9 protein-coding genes are annotated in these 15,855 nt (G+C 70.8%); 5 read left to right on the top strand and 4 right to left on the bottom strand.

What is annotated here, in order from left to right:
* Positions 1-10: 10 nt before the first annotated feature.
* A complete protein-coding gene (locus tag SK854_RS45765) occupies positions 11-2,329 on the bottom strand; it encodes an ATP-binding protein (RefSeq protein ID WP_319981479.1) in 2,319 nt (772 codons plus the stop codon).
* Positions 2,330-2,769: 440 nt separating this feature from the next.
* Here SK854_RS45765 and SK854_RS45760 point away from each other — a divergent pair, with 440 nt between their 5' ends.
* From SK854_RS45760 to SK854_RS45745, 4 genes are read left to right on the top strand one after another with little or no spacing between them, the layout of a single operon-like run.
* Positions 2,770-4,350, top strand: a complete 1,581-nt coding sequence (locus SK854_RS45760) for an amino acid adenylation domain-containing protein (RefSeq protein WP_319981478.1) — start codon at positions 2,770-2,772, stop codon at positions 4,348-4,350.
* Between the two features lie 13 nt (positions 4,351-4,363).
* On the top strand, positions 4,364-7,783 hold the full coding sequence (locus SK854_RS45755; protein ID WP_319981477.1) for a non-ribosomal peptide synthetase: 3,420 nt from the start codon (positions 4,364-4,366) through the stop codon (positions 7,781-7,783).
* Positions 7,780-9,003: a cytochrome P450 gene (locus SK854_RS45750; RefSeq protein ID WP_319981476.1), complete on the top strand. Its 1,224-nt coding sequence runs from the start codon at positions 7,780-7,782 to the stop codon at positions 9,001-9,003. Before SK854_RS45755 ends, SK854_RS45750 begins: the two co-directional genes overlap by 4 nt.
* A 13-nt stretch (positions 9,004-9,016) precedes the next feature.
* Positions 9,017-9,775 carry a thioesterase II family protein gene (locus SK854_RS45745; RefSeq protein WP_319981475.1) on the top strand — a complete coding sequence of 253 codons (759 nt, stop codon included), beginning with the start codon at positions 9,017-9,019 and terminating at the stop codon, positions 9,773-9,775.
* A gap of 243 nt (positions 9,776-10,018) precedes the next feature.
* On the opposite strand, the gene SK854_RS45740 is transcribed toward SK854_RS45745, so the two are convergent.
* Positions 10,019-13,060 carry an AfsR/SARP family transcriptional regulator gene (locus SK854_RS45740; RefSeq protein ID WP_319981474.1) on the bottom strand — a complete coding sequence of 1,014 codons (3,042 nt, stop codon included), beginning with the start codon at positions 13,058-13,060 and terminating at the stop codon, positions 10,019-10,021.
* 40 nt (positions 13,061-13,100) lie between these two features.
* Positions 13,101-13,331 carry a hypothetical protein gene (locus SK854_RS45735; protein ID WP_319981473.1) on the bottom strand — a complete coding sequence of 77 codons (231 nt, stop codon included), beginning with the start codon at positions 13,329-13,331 and terminating at the stop codon, positions 13,101-13,103.
* A gap of 191 nt (positions 13,332-13,522) precedes the next feature.
* On the opposite strand from SK854_RS45735, the gene SK854_RS45730 reads away from it, so the two are divergent.
* Complete coding sequence (locus SK854_RS45730) at positions 13,523-14,974, top strand: aldehyde dehydrogenase family protein (protein WP_319981472.1); 1,452 nt, start codon at positions 13,523-13,525, stop codon at positions 14,972-14,974.
* A gap of 25 nt (positions 14,975-14,999) precedes the next feature.
* Here SK854_RS45730 and SK854_RS45725 read toward each other — a convergent pair whose 3' ends face one another.
* Entirely contained in the window at positions 15,000-15,683 is a 684-nt protein-coding gene (locus SK854_RS45725) for a hypothetical protein (protein WP_319981471.1), read from the bottom strand.
* Positions 15,684-15,855: the final 172 nt, after the last annotated feature.

Raw genomic sequence — 15,855 nt, 5'->3', positions numbered from 1 at the left:
CTCCCGCTGTTCAGTCGTCCTCCAATACTGGCAGCTGCTGGTCGTCCAGGCGGCGTTGGACGACCCACGACGCGATCTGGGCCCTGGAGCTGAACCCGAGTTTGCCGAGGATGTTCTCGACGTGCACCTGCGCCGTGCGTTGTGCGATCAACAGGCGGGAGGCGATGGTCCTGTTCCCGACGCCCTCGGCGATCAGCTGCGCGACCCGCAGTTCCTGAGCGGTCAGCTCCGGGGGAGCCTGGCCGGACGACGCCTGGGCGCCGAGCACGTAGTCCACAGCGTCGTCCAGGTCACCACCACGGTCGATGCCCTCCCGGAAGGCGCTCTCGAACCTCCGCTGACCCAGCCGCCCGACGACCACCTCGCGGCAGGCCGTGTTGGGCACGATCCAGGCGTCGGAGTCCAGCATCGCCTTGCCTCCGGTGAACGTCCAGATCCGCTCACCCACGCCGAGCAGATTCGCCGCCCGCGTGAAGTCACCGCTCGCCGACGCGATCCACGCCAGCAGCTGCACCGCCAGCGCCAGCCCGTTGAAGTCGCCGAACCGGTGCTTGAGCCGCACCGCGCTCTTCGCGTTCGCGGCGGCCTCCGGCCAGTTCCCCAGCTGCCACTCGGCGAGCGCGAGCCCGTACAGCGCGTAGCTGCGATGGCACAGCTCGCCCCTGACCTCGGCCAGCTCGATCGCCTGCCTGGCCGAGGCCGCGGCCTGCACCTGGTTCCCGGACAGCCCGGCGACCATCGCCCGTCCCGCGTGAGTCAGAACCAGGTAGCCGCCGAGCTCCGGCGCGTCGCCGAATCGGGAGATCGCCTCCGCGTAACAGGCGTCGGCGGCGATCGGGTCGCCCTCGAAGACCCCGAGGACGAAGGCCCGGACCGCGAGGGCGAGGGCGATCCTGCCCGGGTCCCCGGCACCGCGGGCCACGGCTTCCGCCTGGGAGGACTCGTCGATGCTGCGATCCTGATCTCCCAGGCCCAGCGCCGTGTAGGCACTGAGCCACAGGGTGTGGAACCGCACGTCCGGCGACAGGTCCTCGACCAGCAGGGCGCGGTCCACCCACCACCGCGCCTCACCGAACAGCCCGCAGTTCGTCCAGTAGTAGGACATCGACGCGACGAGCCGGGCGCCGAGAGGTGCCTGGGCCGGATCGTCGAGGCAGAACTGCAGCGCGGAACGCAGGTTGGCGTGATCCGCCCTCGTCAGACCGACTATCTCGACCTGGTCCGGGCCGAACCACTCCAACGACCACTGGTCGACCTGGCCGACCAGGTGATCGCGGTGGCGGATCCGGGCCGCCCGCTCCTCCCGCGCGGTGAGCCTGCTCAGCCCGAACTCGCGCAACGTCTCCAGCATGCGGTAGCGGGCCGAGCCGCGGACGGTCCGGTCCCTGGTCACGATGGACTTGTCGACCAGTCCGGCGATCAGCCCGACCAGGTCCTCACGCGGCAGGTCGGCGGCCAGTCCCACCGCCGCGGCGGCGGCCAGCGTGAATCCGCCGCTGCACACCGACAGCCGGGTCCACAGCGTCTGCTCCTCCGCCGAGCACCGCTCGTAGCTCCATTCGACCGCCGCGGCCAGCGACCGGTGCCGGGCCGGCACCTCCACCCCGTCGGCTCCCAGCAGGGCGAACCGGTCGTCGAGCCGGGTCAGGATCTCCGCGAGCGACATGTGCCGCACCCAGGCCGCGCACAGCTCGATCGCCAGCGGTATCCCGTCGAGCTGCCGGCAGATGCGGGCCACCGCGGCGTGGTCCTCCGGCCCGGCCAGCACACCCGCCTGAACGGCACGCTGCCGGAAGAGGACGACGGCGTCGGTCCGCGCCGCCGCGGCGCGCCCGTCCGCCGCCGTGGGCACCGGCAGCGGCCCGACGGGCAGCAGGTGCTCCGCCTCGGCCCGCAGCACGTGCCGGCTGGTGGCCAGCACCCGCACGCCGGGTGCCGCGGCGAGGATCCGGCCCGCCAGGACGCCACACGCCTCTGCCAGGTGCTCGCAGTTGTCGAGCACCAGCAGGAGCTCCTTGTCCCGCAGGAAATCGATGATCTTGACCGGCGCGTCCCGGCCCACGTCGCGCAGACCCAGCTCGACGGCCATCGCCTGGGGGAGCAGATCGGTGTCCTGAACGGTGTCGACGCGCAGCAACCGCACGCCGTCGGCGAACGCGCGGCTCACCTGCCGTGCCAGGCGCAGAGCCAGCCGGGTCTTGCCGATGCCTCCCGGGCCGGTCAGCGTCAGCAGCCGGCTGGCCGCGAGCAACGCCTTCGCCTCGGCCAGTTCGGCTCGACGCCCGACGAAGGACGTCTCCTCAGACGGCAGACTGGTCTTCAGATCCATCTGCGCTCCGATCTCGCGGCCGATCGTCGATTTCGGTGGCGATGGCGGCCGAGCAGTATATCCGAATCCACACCTCGAATCGCGCGTGCGACCTGCTGAAGGGGAGCCACTCTCCGTAGCGTCCAAGGCGAAGCGCGCTCGCACGGGGAGGTCTCCGCGAACAGGCGGCCACAAAGGACTCTGGTCGCTCCATCGATGTCCACAGTGGATCAGCCCTCTGCTGTGATCGCGCTCTCACGGTCTGTTGTGGCAGGTGCGCACTCTGCCTCGAAGTGCACGATTCCACGTCCTGCCGGCTACCGGGCGCCCCTCGGTCTTCCCGTCTCCGGCACTGTTGCGTTGGCTGCGCAACGAAGGCCAAGCCCGGCGAACCGGACACGAGGACGACCTCGGCCGGTCCCGTGTGCCCGTCGAACCAACCCACCGAGTGGAGGGCTCACGTGGAGTCCTTGCTGTGCAGTGCGGCCGCCTTGGCGGCGCATCTGGATGTCAACCGAACGTCGACGGACTACCCGCGCGACAGCACCGTGCACGGCCAGTTCGAGCTCCAGGCGGAGCTCTGGCCGGACCGGCCGGCGGTCGTCGACGGCGACCGTGAGATCAGCTACCGGGAACTGAACCGGCTGGCGAACGGGCTCGCTCACGCCCTGCGCGCCGGCGGGTGCGGGCCCGGCACGACGGTGGGCATCTGCGTGCCCCGGTCGGCGGAGATGCTCGTGGCGGTGCTCGGTGTGCTCAAGAACGGCGGCACGTTCCTCCCGATCGACGCCGGCTGGCCGGATCAGCGCGTCCGTCAGCTGGTCGCCGACGCCGGCTGTGACCGGCTGATCTGCGAGCAGCCCGCGGTGGTCGCGGCCAAGGTGGCCGGCCTCGGCGCCGAGGTGCTCGCCCTGCGGGACATGACGCGGACCACGAGTGACGTCAATCCGCAGCCATCGGTGCGCGGCGACGATGTCGCCTGCGTCTGCTACACGTCGGGTTCGACCGGCGGTCCCAAAGGCGTGATGATCCCGCACCGCGGAATCGTGCGGGTGGCGCACTTCACGGCGTACGGCCGGACAGGTCCCGGCAGCCGTGTGCTGCAACTGGGCGCGCTCACCTTCGACATGGCCTGGTGGGAGATCTGGAGCGCGTTGCTGACCGGGGGAACCTGCGTGCTCTACCCGGCGGCCCCGATCGACCTGTCGACGCTGCGGCAGGTCCTGAGAGCCGGGCGGGTCACCCTCGCCGCCATCCCCACCGCCCTGTTCAACCTGATCGTCACCGAGGCGCCGGACGTGCTGGCGCCGGTCACCACGATCGCGGTCGGCGGCGAAGCGCAGTCACCGTCGCACATGGCCAAGGCATTGCGCGCTTACGGCCCGGGACGCGTCTTCAACCTCTACGGCCCGACCGAGTCGAGCTGTGTCGCGACCTGCTATCCGGTCGACGAGCCGCCCGACGAGACCGGCCCGTTCCCCATCGGGCGACCACTGCAGAACACGCGGCTCTACGTCGTGTCGGGGGACGGGCGCCGGCTGTGCGAGCCGGGGGAGGTCGGTGAGCTCCACCTGGCGGGCGACGGCCTGGCCGCGGGTTATCTCGGGGCGGAGGAGCTCACCCGGGAGCGGTTCGTGCACAGGAGGATCGGCGGGGTCTCCGAGAGGCTCTACCGCACCGGTGACTGGGGTTGTCTACGCCCGGACGGGAACGTGGTCTTCGACGGGCGGAGGGACGACCAGGTCAAGGTCAACGGCTACCGCATCGAGCTCGGTGAGATCGCCAACCTGCTCAACGCCCATCCCGCGGTGAACGGGTGTTTCGTGACGGTTCAGCACCGCGGTGACCGCGGCTTGCTGGTGGCCTTCGTCGCGTCCGGCGATCAGGAGCTCACGCCGGACCACCTGCGTCAGTACTTGGTCGCACGGGTGCCCCGCTACCTCGTACCCGCCCAGATACGTGTCCGTTCGCTCTTGCCGTTGCTGCCCAACGGCAAAGTCGATCGCCAGGCGCTGCTGGCGCCGTCGAGTCCGCAAAGTTGAGTGAGAGTTCTCCATGAGTGTTGACCAGGAAACAGGACAGACCACCGCGGCGACCCTCGCGGGGATCTGGTGCGATCTGCTGCAGGTTCGTTCCGTCGCCGACGGTGACGACTTCTACGAGCTCGGTGGCACCTCGCTCACCGCGATCGCACTGGTGCACCGGGTGGAGTCCGCCTTCGGCGAGGGCGTGCTGACGATCGACGCCCTCGACCGGAACCCCGGCTTCGCGAGCATGGCCGATGCGGTCGGCGAAGTGCTGGCCCGGGGCGTGGACCGGGAAGCCGGCGAAGTGTCCGCACCGATCGACCCGAGCGCGCCGTTCGCGCTGACGCCCACTCAACAGGCGTACTGGATCGGCCGGGGAGATGACCAGCCGCTGGGCGGTGTCGGCTCGCACGTGTACTTCGAGTTCGACGCGGTGGACGTCGATCGGGACGCGTTCGACCGAGCAGTCCGCACTCTCGTGGCCAGGCACGGCATGCTCCGCGCGCGGTTCCTGCCGGGCGGGCGGCAGCAGATCGCGGACGAGTCGCCGTGGCGGCTCGTCGTGCACGATCTGAGCGGGCTGGACGAGTCCGCCGTGCGGGCCGCGCTGGCCGAGATCCGGAGCTCGCTGTCGCACCGCCGCCTCGAGGTCGAGCGCGGTGAGGTCTTCGACATCCGGCTCACCGTCGCCGGTGACGGGTTCACCCGGATCCACTTCAGCTTCGACCTGCTGGTGGCGGACGGGCGCAGTGTCCAGGTCGTGCTCGACGAGCTGAGCCGGCTCTACGCCGATCCGAGCGTCGCGCTGCCGTTGCTGGACTACGACTTCGCGCAGTACCTGGCCGACTGGGACGTCCGCGCCAAGGCCTCGCGCGCGGCCGACCGGGCCTACTGGCACGGCATCCTGGCAGAGCTGCCGGGCGCCCCCGCCCTCCCGTTGGCGACCTCGCCGGAGCACATCAGGAAGCCGCGGTTCGTCAGATCGGCCCACACCGTGCCGGCGGCGGAGTGGCAGCGCTTCCTGGCACAGGCCCAGGCGCACGGCGTCACCGCGGCCATGGCGCTCGCCGCCGCCTACGCGGAAGTGCTCGGCCGGTGGAGCGGCGAACCGCGGTTCCTGCTCAACATGCCGCACTTCGGCCGGCGCGTCACCCATCCAGCGGTCCCCGACATGGTGGGCGACTTCTCCGACATCGTGCTGCTGCCGGTCGACCTGTCCACCGGCTCGGCTTTCGGCGAGCGTGCGCGCGCCCTTCAGTCGTGCCAACGGGAGAACATGGCACACAGCGACTACTACGGCGTCGAGGTGTTGCGTGACCTCGCACGGCAGAGCGGCAGCTACGGCAACCCCGCCCCGATCGTCTTCTCGTACAACGTCTTCGACGCGTTCGGCCGGGACATGGTCGGCGACCAGTTCCGCCGGCACTTCGGCGAGCTGGGGTTCATGATCACGCAGACGCCGCAGGTGTGGCTGGACCACCAGGTGTACTACCGCGACGACGACGTCGTGCTCGTCTGGGACGCCGTCGACGGCCTGTTCGAAGCAGGGGTCGTCGACGACATGTTCGCCGCGTACGTCGCTCTGCTGAACGAGCTGGCGAGCGACGAGGGTGCCTGGTCGCGCCCGGTTGAGATCACCGTGCCGCCGCATCAGCAGGAGGCGAGGCGGGCCGTGCACACCACGACGCCGCCATCCGATGTTCTTCTGCACCAACGGTTCTTCCGCATCGCCGAGGAAGAGCCGTCGCGCATCGCGTTGTACCAGCGGAACGGCGGAGTCGTGTCGTACGGCGAGCTGGCGGACTCCGCGCTGCGTGTCGCCGCCTCGCTGACGTCGCTCGGCGCCGTGCCGTCCGACGTGGTCGCCGTCATGATGCCCAAGGGAGGAAACGAGATCGCGGCGGTGATGGGGGTGCTGGCGGCCGGTGCGGCCTACCTCCCGATCGGTGCCGACGTGCCTGCCGAGCGCCGCAGGCACATCCTCGAACGTGCCGGTGCGCGCTTCGCGCTGGTGCCGGACGGAGAGCCGGTGCCCGGCTGGGAGGGGAGCGCGGAGGTCCTGACCACGTCCGAGGCGACCCGCGCCGAACCGCTGCCGGGTCCCGTTCCGCAGAGTGCCGATGCCATCGCCTACCTGATCTTCACCTCCGGCTCGACCGGGACCCCGAAGGGCGTCGAGGTCACGCACCGGGCCGCCGTCAACACGATCGACTGGGTCAACTCGCGGTACGGCGTCGGTGTGGATGATCGAGTGCTCGCGTTGACAGCGCTGGACTTCGATCTGTCCGTGTACGACAACTTCGGGCCGCTCTCCCGCGGCGGAGCCCTGGTGCTCGTCGGCGAGGACCAGCGGCGTGACGTCGACGCCTGGTGGGAGCTGATCGAACGGCACGAGATCACCATCTGGAACTCGGTGCCCTCGCTGATGGACGCGCTGCTGTCCGCCCGGCCGGGCAGGAGGTTGCCGGCGAGCCTGCGTCTGGCCGTGCTGTCCGGCGACTGGATCCCTCTCGACCTGCCCGGCCGGTTGGCCGACGCCGGCGGTGGGAAGTGCCGGCTGGCCGCGATGGGCGGGCCGACCGAGACAGCGATCTGGTCCAACGTGTTCGACGGGCAGGCCGGCGACGGCTGGACCTCGGTGCCGTACGGGTATCCGTTGAGCAACCAGGTCCACCGGGTCGTCGACGAGCGTGGCCGCGACTGCCCCGACTGGCTGCCCGGCGAGCTGTGGGTGGGCGGCGTGTGCCTGGCCCGGGGCTACCGGGACGACCCCGGGCAGACGGCGGAGCGTTTCGTGGCCGACCGGGGGACGCGCTGGTACCGCACCGGGGATCTCGTGCGCTACCGGCCTGGTGGCGTGCTCGAGATGCTGGGCCGCACCGACTTCCAGGTGAAGGTCAACGGTGTCCGCGTCGAGCTGGGCGAGATCGACGACGTGCTCCGGCGCCATCCTGGCGTGCGCCGCGGCGTGACCGTCGCCGCCGGTGCGCGGACACCACAGCTCGTCTCCTTCGTGGTGCCCACCGGGACAACGGTGAACCTGGACGATCTGCGGTCGTTCTCGAGCGCGCGCCTCTCCTCGGCCGCTGTTCCCGCACGCGTCTACGTCGTGGACGAACTTCCGGTGACGCAGAACGGAAAGGTCGATCGGCGAACGCTGACCGAGTGGGTCTCCGACATCGCGGAGATCAGCTCGACGACCGACGAACCACCGCGCCCCGGCCAGGAGGAGGCGATCGCGCAGCAGTGGGAACTGGTGCTCGGTGCTCCGGTCGTGTCGCGGTCGGACAACTTCTTCACCCTGGGAGGCAACAGCTTGCTGGCCACCTCGCTCGTCAAGTCGTTGCGCGACAGTCTCGGCGCCCGGATCAGCCTGCGCGACCTCTACTCCGCGCCCACCGTTGCCGCCATGGCCGGTCTCGTGGCGGAGAACGGCGGTTCCCGATGAACGAGCTGCTGGCCCAGCTCGACACGCCCGAAGGCCGCCGCAACCCCTATCCGCTGTACCACGCTCTGCGAGACAGCTCTCCTCTTCACGACGAACGCCATCAGGCCACCCTGGTCCTGCGCTACGAAGACTGCGCGCGATCGTTGTCCGGCAAGGAGTTCTCCCGCCCTGACGCCGTCTGGCTGAGGCGGCGCATCCCGGACTGGCACGACCACCCCGCCGTCGTCTGTCTCATGAGGACGATGCAGTTCGGCGATCACGTCTCCCATCCCCGGCTCCGGGGACTGGTCAGCCGCTTCTTCACGCAGCGGCGCATCGCCGCGCACGTGGAGGCGACGGCGGCGACGGTCGGCGTGCTCGTCGGCGAGCTCGCGGCGGAGATCGAAGCGACCGGTCAGGCCGACCTCCAGGAGACGCTCTCCTACCGGCTGCCCAGCATCAGCATCGCCCGCCTCATCGGTCTGGACGAAGAGGAGGTCGCGCGCTTCCGCGCCCAGTCCCTCGCCCTCGCCGTGCTGCTCGAACCGCAACTTCCCGGCGACCACCTGGCCGAGGCCGATCGCGGCTACCTGCAGCTCGAAGCCTTCTTCGAGGAGGTCGTCGACAACCTCCGGCACGCACCGGACGACAGCCTGGCCTCGTACCTGGTGCAGACCCAGCACGACGATCCCTCGATGCTGTCCGGGGACGAGCTCAAGTCGATGTTCACCTCGCTGTTCGTCGCGGGCACCATGAACACGAGCAGCTTCATCGGCAACGGCGTGGCGGCGTTGCTCGACTGCCCGCACGTGATGGCTCGGCTGCGCGCGGATCCCGGCCTCGTAGAGGGGCTGACCTCGGAGATCCTGCGCTACGACGCCCCCATGCAGGTGACTCGGCGCATCACGGCCGAGGAGGTCGAACTCGGGGGAGTCGTGCTTCCCGCCGGCACCGAGCTCGGCGTCGTCCTCGGCAGCGCCAACCGCGACCCCGCGGTGTACGACGACCCCGACTCGTTCGTGCTCGGCCGGACCGGCCCGCCCCCGCTCAGCTTCGGTGGCGGCCCCTTCTTCTGCATCGGGGCCGCGATGGCGCGCCAGGAAGGCGAGCTCGTGTTCGCCGAGCTCCTGTCACGGCTGCCGGGGCTGTGCGGCGCCGGTGAACCGGACCACAACCTCCAGTCGGTGCTGCGGGGTTACCTGCGGCTGCCGGTCACCACCAGCCGGCCGGCACTGTCCTGAAAGGAGCTGCGCGATGACGACCACAGCACCCTGGCGGCAACACCTGCGGCTGCTGGCGGCACCGCCCGAAGCGCGCGCCAGGATCGTCTGCGTGGCGCCGGCGGGCGGAGGCGCGAGCACCTTCCAGCCGTGGGCCGTGGACCCACCCCAGGGTGTCGAGATCTGGGCGGTGCAGCTGCCAGGGCGGGAGGACCGCCTGCAGGAGGCGCCCTTCACCGACGTGACCGAAGCCGCTCGCCGGGTCGCGATGGCCTTGCAATGGCTGGTGGACCGTCCGTGCGTCGTGTTCGGCCACAGCCTGGGAGCCCTGATCGGCTACGAGGCCGTTCGCGTCCTGGCCGCACAGGGCACGGACGGCGTCAGCCACCTGGTCGTCTCCGGCTGCCGGCCTCCCGACTCGCACCGGCCACGACCAGAGCTCGTCCGCAGCGACCAGGACGCGGTCGACGAGCTGGCCCGGCTGGGGCTGTCCCCGTCCGCCTTCGACGACCAGGAGACCCGATCGGTCGTGTTGCCCGCGATGCGCGGTGATCTGCGGATGTTCTACTCGTACGAGCACCGGTCCGGGGCGACGCCGGCCTGTCCGATCATCGCGCTCGCGGGCGACGAGGATCCGCACGTGTCCGAAGTGGACCTTCTGGGCTGGCGGCGGCACACGTCCGCGACGACGACCACCGCGGTGCTCCCCGGCGGGCACCACTACCTCGCCGACGTGCACCCGCGGATCGTGCAGATGATCGTGGAGGCGGTCGGCGACACGATCAGCGGGTAGCTGCGGACGACCGTGCCCGTGCTGACGGACGCGGTCAGCCTGGACGGCTGGCTGGGCTCACGGCGCGGGCGTTCCTCGACGACTTCGCCAACGGCGTGCCGCGCGAGCGGACACGCGCTCTGCAAGCGGTGTAGTGCCGGACCGCTCGCAGAACCTGTTCAGCACCAGGAATTCCAGCGTGGCGCTCGAAGCCGACGTGCTACGCGGTGGCCGCCAGGGATCACACGACGTCGCCGGAGGTGGTCACGGCGTGAGGACGCCGTGCGGGAACAACCGGGCCATCCACCGCACCGCGCCGGCGCGGTCCGCTATCTCGCTGACGCGGCGGAGAATCGCCTCGGAGGCGGTGTACCAACCCGGGTCGAGGTCGTCCCTGCCGATCAGCGCGTCCAGGTCGGCGAGGACGGCGCCGAGGTCGTCCGAGGCCCCGGGATCCGTGGTGAAACCGGGATCGGTGAGTTCGTGCCGCAGCCGCACGAGCACTTCGCGCTGCGTCACCTGCGCTCGTGCGTGGTCACCGGCGGCGAGCAGCATGCCGATGAGCTCGACCATCTCGAAGGCCAGCTGCTCGCGCAGCGTCGCGGTGAAACCGGGATCAGCCGACTCGTCGTTCCTGCCGATGAGCGCGATCCGCTCTTCCTTGAACGCGATGGCGGTCCGGTGGTCGCCGAGCTTCGCGTGGGCGAAGGCGAGAACGTCCAGGGAGTCCAGCAGGTCCGCCTTGCGGCCCAGCTCCTCGTTGCGGCGGCGGGAGATCTCCGCCGCCTCCACGGCCTCCTCGGTCCGGCCCGCGTGCCACAGGCACCTGGCGACAGGGCTCAACAGCGAGCACTCGAGGTCGAGCCTGCCTTCCTCACGCAGAAGTGCCCGTGCCCGTTCGATCTGCTCGAAGGCCGCGTCGTACTGACCGGCGTGCCGACCGGGGTCGATCATCACACCGGCGACCTGACGGTGGGTGTAGGCCTGTGCCACGCGGTCTCCGGCGGAGGCGAACGCCTCGATGGCCTGGTCCAGGTTCCGGTGGCAGGCGGGGATGTCCTCACGCCACCACGCCACACGAGCGAGTCCTCTGTGGACGTAACCGATGCCGCGCTGGTCGCCCGCACGGTGTGCCGCCCGGAAAGCGATCTCGTTGCACGCGGCGAGAACCTCGATGCGGCCGGTCCAGTCGAGGAAGCGGCGCAGGTACCAGGCCAGGTACCAGGTGTGCCGGTCGAACCCGAGCTCGTCCGCGTGCCGGATCAGCGCGAGGAAGGTCGGGTGCTCGACGATGAACATCGTGAGCGCGGCCTGGTCGTCGAGCGCCGGGCCGGGCTGCACGCCGGGGGCGATCTCCATCGGCGGCGGCTGGTCCTCGTTGTTCGGATCCATCGCCTCCGTCGCCGTGTGCGCGAGGACGACGTGGTGGTCGAGCAGGCGACGGTGCGCCGCGCGGATCTCGGCCGCGGTCTCGGTCTCGGCCAGGAGCTCGCCCGCGTAGTCGCGGAGCAGGTCGTGCGAGCTGTACCGGCCGTGCTGGGAATTGATCAGGTCAGCCCTGGTCAGCTCGCCCATCGCCGCGAACGCCTGGCGCATCGGCAGTCCGGCGGCGCTCGCCGCGGCCTCGAGGGTGAAGTCCGCGCCGGGCATCACCGACAGCAGCCGGAACAGCCGGGCGGCGGGCGGGGTCACCGCCAGGTAGGACCACGACAGCAACGACCGCAGGTCCGCGTTGGGGTCGGACGACCCGAACGCGTCCAGGCGGCACTCGACGAGCTCCTGGGCCGTGTCGGAGAGGGTGCGTCCCGGGTCGCACGCGATCCGTGCGCACACCACCGCGAGCGCGAGCGGCAACCGGGCGCAGGCGGCCGCGATCTCGCGCACGGCCTCGGGTTCGGCGGCGATCCGCCGTCGGCCGAGGCGCAGCGCCATGAGATCGGCCGACTGCTCGTCGTCGAACAACCCCAGCTTCATCGCGTGGGCGCCGGCGGCGACCACGACGCCGGTCAGCTCCAGCCGGCTGGTGACCAACGTCAGGCTCCGCGTGCCGCCGGGCAGCAGCGGAAGCACCTGGGCGTCGCTGCGCGCGTTGTCGAGCAGGATCAGCACGCGGCGGCTGGCGAGAACGCTGCGGTAGAGCGCGGTCAGCGCGTCCAGGCCGGTGGGCCGGTCCGCGACGGGGGCGCCGAGGGCGTCGAGCAGGTCGCCGAGAACGTCCTCCGGCGGCCTGGCGACGCCGCCCGCCTCGAAGCCGCGGAGGTTGACGTACAGCTGTCCGTCTGGAAAGGACGGTGCGGCGAGGCTTGCCCAGTGGACCGCGAACGTCGTCTTGCCGACACCGGCGGTGCCGTGCACGACGACGACACCGGGTGCGGGATCGGTGTCCAGCCTGGTGGTGAGTTCGTCGAGTTCGGTGCGCCGGCCGCAGAACACGGGCAGCGCGGCCGGCAGCTGGGCCGGAGGTGCCGTGACCGGTGCGCGGGGCGGCGACGGCAGCAGGTCGTCGTCGGAGCGCAGAATCCGCTCGTGCAGGTCGCGCAGCGCGGGGCAGGGATCGACACCGAGTTCGTCGCGCAGGGCGACGCGGATCTTCTCGAACGCGGCGAGGGCCTCCGCCGCGCGGCCGGACCGGTACAGGGCCAGCATCAGCAGTTCGTGCACGCTTTCCCGCAACGGTTCGGCCCGTGCGAGCGCCACCAGCCGCTCCACGAGATCGGCCCGGTCGCCCCGCTCGTGCTCCAGCTCGAGCCCGGCGAGCGACTCGGCGGTCTGGAAGCCGAGGTGGTGCAGCCGTCGTCGCTCGGACGCCGCCCACTCGCCGGGCAACCCCGCGAGCGCCTCGCCCTGCCACTCGTCCATCGCCTGGCGCAGCAGCGTGCCGGCGGCGCGGGCATCTCCGCTCGTCCGCGCCTGGTCGGCGGTCTGCCGTGCCGCACGGAAGCGGCCGAGGTCCAGAGACCGCTCGTCGATGCGCAGCCGGTAACCGTTCCCGGCCGAGCGCAACGGTCCCCCGGTTTCCTCGTCACCGCCGAACGCCCGCCGCAGCCGGTGCACGTAGGTTCGCACGGTTCCCCGCGCCGACGACGGTTCCTGGTCCGCCCACAACGCCGCGACCAGCTCGGCGATCGGCACCATCCGGCCACGGGCGAGCAACAGCACCGCCAGCGTCAACCGCTGCTGTGGCGACCCCAGGTCCAGCTCGGTCCCGTCCCGCCAGGCGCGTACCGGGCCGAGGACCGCGAACGCCAGGCCCGGTGCGCCGCGCGGAATCCGCTCGTTCGACCCGGATGGCACAAACGCGACCATGTGCGAATGCTACGCGCGAGTGGGCCGTCCGGGCGTGTTCTCACCCGTCGGTCGCGAACCTGAGCGGGCCCAGACCGGACATCTGGCGTTCGAGAGCCTCCGTGTGGAACCTCGTCGCTTCCTGGTCACGTCGTCGGACGGCGGCCTGCAGCTCGTTCGCCATCGCGGCGGTGGTGAGGTGCTCCAGCAGGTGTCCCGCGGCCTCCGCCTCGCCCGCGTTCTTCACCGTGGCAAGGAGTCTGCGCAGAACGTCTTCAAGTCCTTCAGTCACGACGACCACCTCTGGATCGGGGATCAGCCGAGTGTCGAGCCGATCGGCGGCGTGGTGAAGCGACCACGCCTCGGTCTGCCCGTGAGGGGCACGAGTACGCGCCCTGCCGTGCAGGGTTGCCGCCTCTCGCTTGTCCCGGGCAGCCTGCCAGCCCGAGCGTGCGCGGGGACATCTCGTGCGCTGGAGGAACCATGACCAGAGACACCTACTTCCGCGGCGGGGATTGGCATCCGCCCGCCGGCAGCGGGACTTTCGACGTCTACGAGCCGTATTCCGGGAAGGTGTTCGCGAAGGTCGCGGCCTGTGAACAGGCGGACGCCGTCCTCGCCGTCGACGCCGCCGCGGAGGCGTTCGAAGAGTGGGCGAGCCTGCCTCCGGCGCGCAAAGCCGCGTTGTTCCTCCGCGCCGAGGAGATCGTCGCGAAGCGGCGTGACGAGCTCGTCGACCTCCTCGTCCACGAGACCGGGTGCACCACGATGCTTGCGATGCTGCAACAAGACCTCGTCCAGCAGTTCCTGCGGCACGCCGCCGGCTGGGTCTACCAGCCGAAGGGCGAGGTGCTGCAGTCCGACGTGCCGGGCGTCTCGTCCACGACGGTGCGCCGGCCGCTGGGCGTCGTGGCGTGCATCTCGCCGTGGAACGCGGCGAGCATCCTGGGCTGGCAGGCCGCCTTGCAGCCGCTCGCCGCAGGCAACACGGTGGTGTTGAAACCGTCCGAACTCGCGCCCGTGTCGGCCGGGCTGGTCATCGCGGAGGTGGCCGACGAGGCGGGCTTCCCGCCGGGTGTCGTCAACGTGGTGCCCCACGCGCCGGGTGCCGCACCGGCCATCGCCGACGTGTTCTTCAACGACGACAGGGTGCGCTGCATCAACTTCATCGGCAGCGTCGAGACCGGCCGCATGCTGAGCGAGCGCGCCGGCAGGGCGTTGAAGCGCACCGTCATGGAGCTCGGCGGCCACAACCCCATGATCGTCCTGGACGACGCCGACCTCGACTACGCCGTTCGGTCCGCGATGTTCAGCGCGTTCCTGCACCAGGGCCAGATCTGCATGGCCGCGCGGATGATCCTCGTGCAGCGCGGCCTCCACGACGCGTTCGTGCGGAAGTTCGTGGAGAAGACCGCCGAGCTCAGGCGAGGAGACCCGCGCGACCCCGCCACGTTCATCGGCCCGCTGATCAACCAGGCGGCACTGGACAAGGTGCACCGCCGCGTGACGGACGCGGTGGCGCTCGGCGCGAGAGTGCTGACCGGAGGCACCTACGACGGACTGATCTACGAACCGACCGTTCTGGCCGATGTGCCGCTGGAGGCGGAGATGGCGACCGTGGAGACGTTCGGGCCGGTGGTCGCCGTGGCACCGTTCGACACGGTCGACGAGGCGATCGAGCTGGCCAACCGGTCGCACTACGGCCTGAGCTCGGCGGTGTTCACCGCGGACGCGGGCCGGGGTCTCGAGGTGGGGGCCAGGGTGAAGTCGGGGGCCGTGCACGTCAACGGGCCCACCATCGACCAGGAGCTCCAGGCGCCGTTCGGCGGCGTCAGCGACAGCGGGTGGGGGCGGTCGGGACCGCAGTCGGTCAACGACTTCACCGACCTGGTGTGGGTCACCGTCCAGAGTGGACAGCGCCCGTTGCCGTTCTGACGGCTCGCGGATGTGCGTGATCGGATCAGGGTGATCGATCGTCGACGGTCGAGGCGCCGGCTCCCCCCGGCGCCTCGACCTTCCTGCGGCGCAGGGCGATGACGGTGGTCACGCCCGCGCCGAGCAGAAGGAGACTCGTCAGCGCGGCCCACCACACGAGCGGGCCGATCGGGGCTCGTGGAGAAGGCGGGACCTCCTCGCCCGCGAGCACGGACCGCGCCTCGGTCGTGCTCAGGACGAAGGAGGGCGCCGAGACCGCCGGGGCCGGGCTGGTGCTGGAGGCCGCGGCCGGGGCGGCGGGCCTGCCGGGCGGGGCGGGCTCACCGGCCGGGACGGGCTTGATCGGCGGGGCCGAGGTGCAGCGGGGGACATTGATCTTCCTGATGAACGACCAGCCGTGCACACCGGACGGGTCGTCCCACGCCTTCACCGACACCGTGAACGTGTGCTCGGCGGCGCCGTCGAAGATCCGGGTCAGCCGGAACTCGGTGCCGAAGGACGTGGTGGCCGCGAGGGTGGCTTCGTTGTCGGCGACGAGCAGGGAGTTCGGCTGGCTGCCGTTGTAGTTCGCGATGCTGATGGAAAGGGTCGTCCGGCCGGCGGTGCACGAGGCGGCGACATCCGCGGTGTGCGCGCCGGCCGTGCCGGAGCCGCCGAGGATTCCGAGTGCGACGAGTCCGGTGACAACGCTTGCGCGGCGTTTCTGCACGGGCATCTCCTCGGGCATTCGAAATCCATCGGCGGTGAACCTAACGGCCGACGACTCGCAGCCGCGACGAGAATGGTGATTCGGGCAGTTTCAGATGCCCTTTCCCCCCTGCGTCGCAGCGGCCCTGTTCGCGCTCGTAAAGGAGCAGGTGAACTTCCGGCGACCGGGTATC

Source organism: Lentzea sokolovensis (assembly GCF_033949975.1).
In the GTDB taxonomy this organism is placed as follows: Bacteria; Actinomycetota; Actinomycetes; order Mycobacteriales; family Pseudonocardiaceae; genus Lentzea; species Lentzea sokolovensis.
Note: the sequence above shows the minus strand (reverse complement) of the source record. Positions and strands in the feature narration are given on the sequence as shown.